Source organism: Kitasatospora sp. NPDC088264, from assembly GCF_040685715.1.
Taxonomy (GTDB): Bacteria; Actinomycetota; Actinomycetes; order Streptomycetales; family Streptomycetaceae; genus Kitasatospora.
The window spans coordinates 1-3,314 of the sequence record NZ_JBFBIR010000130.1 but is presented as its reverse complement, the minus strand read 5'-3'; the positions used below and the strand labels follow the sequence as shown (position 1 = coordinate 3,314).

Genomic DNA, 3,314 nt, shown 5'->3' with positions numbered 1-3,314 from the left:
GCGAAGAACTCATGCACATCCGCCGACGAGTAGTTGCCGACCAGCTCACCCGCAGCGTTGCGCCGCGATCCATCGGGCCAGACCGTCACGGACTCGTCACCGAACAGATCGGCCAGACCGTCGGCGAGACGCTTGCCCCGGTACGCCTCCTCGACCAGCGCCCTCTGCTCACGACTCAGCCCGAACTCCAGGACCGCGTGCGCAAGTTCATGAGTCGCCGAGGAATACCCCTCCGGCTGCGTAGTGTGCGGCCCCACCGACGTCCGCTCACCGAGCAGGTTCTCCTCAGGGATCGCCACCACAAGCTCGTCGTTCGCCCCCCGCAACTGCTCGACGCCGCGCCCGTTGCCCGCCTCACCGCCGGCCACCAGCCCGCGAAGCTTCTCGAAACCCGCAACACCGGTCAACGGCACATCACGCGGCACCACCACCACGCGCACACCAGCCGCCACCAGCCTGGCCGCGACCTCCTTGTCCTGCAACATCCGCGCGACCTGCAACTCAGCCTCACGCCGCGAAGCAACCGGCTGATGCACACGGGGATCGACGTCGATCACCAACCGCGCCGCCGCCTGCGCGAAGTCCTCCGTCGACAACTCCGACCGCAGACTCGCCACGAACACCGTGTCCGCCGCGAGCTCCCGCCGGGCCTCCGGACCGAGGTGCTCCAACGCCTGCACCCGCTCATGCAACGGCCCCGGAACCGGCATACCACCACCGTGCTCCACCGCCAGCGGATTCACCACCACCGACTCCTCCGACACCCCCGAAGGCGCCGGCCGAAGCCTCTTCTCCGCCGAATCCTCCGGCTCCGAGTCACTGTTGTGGTCGAGTTGCCGCTTCTGCCCACCCTCGTCCACCGGAACGGTGACGGGGGCCGGCTCGGAAACCAGCAAGGAGTAGTGGCTCTCGGAGAGGAACAGGCGGACCTCTCCATTGGTCGCGGGGGCACCGGCTATCGGCACCACGGGGTGCCAGTTGACCCCGTCGAAGATGTTCAACCGCACCCCCAATACCGAGGCGACGATCGACGGGATCAGGTCCCCGTTGGACCCCGCCCACCACCCCTGGGACTGGGCCATCCAGCGAAGGTCCCCGAAGGTCGACCCGTGCTCGGTCGCGAATGCGGTGACCAGCTCCCGGTTCTGGTTGATCCATTCGGTGACGTGGGCGCGCATCTGCAACGCGTCAGCGAACCAGTACAGCTGCTGGTTGACGGAGTTGTAGAGACAGTCCCCGTCACGGGGCACGTCTTGGATCCGGTAGCCCTCGGCGGCCACGAGCGCATTGTTATGGGACGCGCGGTGGTACGACCAAAGTCCGGGCAGCTTGGGCAACCCGTTGGTGACCATCCATTGGTACATCTGCTCGGGGGAGGCGTTGGCGAACTCCGGCTTGTCCTTGAAGAAGTAGTCGAGCTCGCCGATGTAGCCCTCCACCCACGGTTCGCTGCCCGAAGACCTCAGGAACTCCTGGCGCAGCTTCTCGTACCGGTTCCGCAGGTGCTGGACGCGGTTGGCGGCGAACTGCCCGGCGTCGAGCGGCCGGTCACCCGGAAGCCCCAGCTCCGCGCGGATCTTGCGCAGCGCCTCGTAGTCGAAGCCGCGTTCCCCGGCGTAGACCTCCACGGGCTTGCGCCACAGGGCGGTCTCGCCCCGCGGCTGGTGACCGCGGTCGACCGTGCCCGACGGCTGAATCTCGTTCTTTCCCGCCGGCGCGTTGCCCATGCCCCGCTCACCCGCCGGCAGGAAGGAGCCGTGTTTCGCGTCGAACTGGGTGGTGTACTTGCCGGACGCGGTGGGCGGGAAGTCGATCGTCACGCGCTCGTAGCCTGGCGCCTTGCCTCCGAGTGCGGCCCTGCCGGTGCTGTAGTCCAGGTGCCACCGCTCCATCCGCGCCCGTCCGCTGGAGCCCACCTCCTCCAGGTACGTGACGTCGTGGCCGAGCAGCGCGGCGGCTTCCAGGTTGCCGGAGCGGGCCCCGAGGTGGTTCATGTCGTACCGGCGGTTCAGGAAGTCGTACAGCCTCAGCTGCCCGGTCCTGAGGTTCTCCGTCCAGACGGAGGGGTCCGATCCGCCGTCCCTCCAGAAGCCGGTGATGTGGTGGATGGTGTCGATCCCGAGCTCCTCGCGCATCTCCGCGACCAGTTCGTCCCACTTGGTGTTCCGGGAGGGGTGGGGGTCACCGGTGATGATCACCATGCCGTGTTCGCGGGCGAACTCTCGCAGGATCTGCCGCGCCCCCTGGAAACTCGTGTCGTGCTCCATCCGGCTGCTCAAGTCGTCCCACCGGGTTGCCTTGCCGGTGAAACGGGACCACAGCACCAGAACCTTCGAGCCCTCGGCGGGCAGCGTGATCCCACGACTCGTCAGCCAGTCGGCGATCTGCTGGTCGCGCGCGGAGGTCATCCTCCAGGCTTCGCGGACCCTCTCCCGCAGTTCGTCCGAGAAATCCTTGGAGACCTTCAAGGAGGCGAACGTGACGTCCCTGACCATCGCCTCGTAGTCCGTCTTCGAGACGGCGCCCCAGCCTTCCGCCATCTGCCCGGCCCTGCCGTCCAGCACCTCGAAGAGTCTGCCCTTGTTCATGCTCGGCACGTCCACCATGTGGATGCGGTCCGCGGGGATCCCGATGGAGCGGTAGAAGGCCTCGATCTCCCGGGACTTGTCCTTGGGGTCGACGGCGCGACCGTCCGCCGTCTGCGGCCCGCGCGCGATCATGACGTGCAGGTTCGCGTCGTTGAGCAGAGCGACCGAGATGCCGAACTGGTCACCGGACGCGTAGCCGGGCTGCTTGATGACCCGCCGACTGCCCGGCGGCAGGTGGTCGTCACCGAGCACCCTCGGTGCGACGTCGAGCGGGCCGCCCTCGTGCGAGCCGGTCCCGTGCGGGGCCGAGACCGGGTCCACCCAGACGTGCTCACGGTCATGCGGCGACGCCAACTCCCGCGCCTCATCCCAGGTCCGACCGTGCGACCCTCCGCCGGTCGGCACATCGAGGTGCCCCACGACCGACGAGATCAGCTGAAGATGCCGCTCCCGCAGACCACCCTGCCGCAAACCATCCGCCGCCGGAGCCCGATGGTCACCCAGCAGGCTGCCCTCGACCGCCGGACGGTGCGGAAGATCCACCGTCCGGTACTCGTCCCGCAGGCCGATCTGGTGGCCCAACTCGTGCGCGTAGTCGATCGGATCCGCGTCCAGCCACCAGGACTTCTGGTCCATCTCCCGGCCCCGCGAGACCAGGTCCACCGTCAGATGCGCCTGCTCACCCAGCCTGGCAGGCAACACCGTCACATGCATCCGGTCGCCATT

General features: G+C 68.0%; 1 protein-coding gene. It reads right to left on the bottom strand.

The window, feature by feature from the left end; all coding sequences use genetic code 11:
- A partial coding sequence (locus AB0O82_RS38540) for an OTU domain-containing protein (protein ID WP_363589703.1) occupies nucleotides 1-3,314 on the bottom strand: 3,314 nt, incomplete at both ends.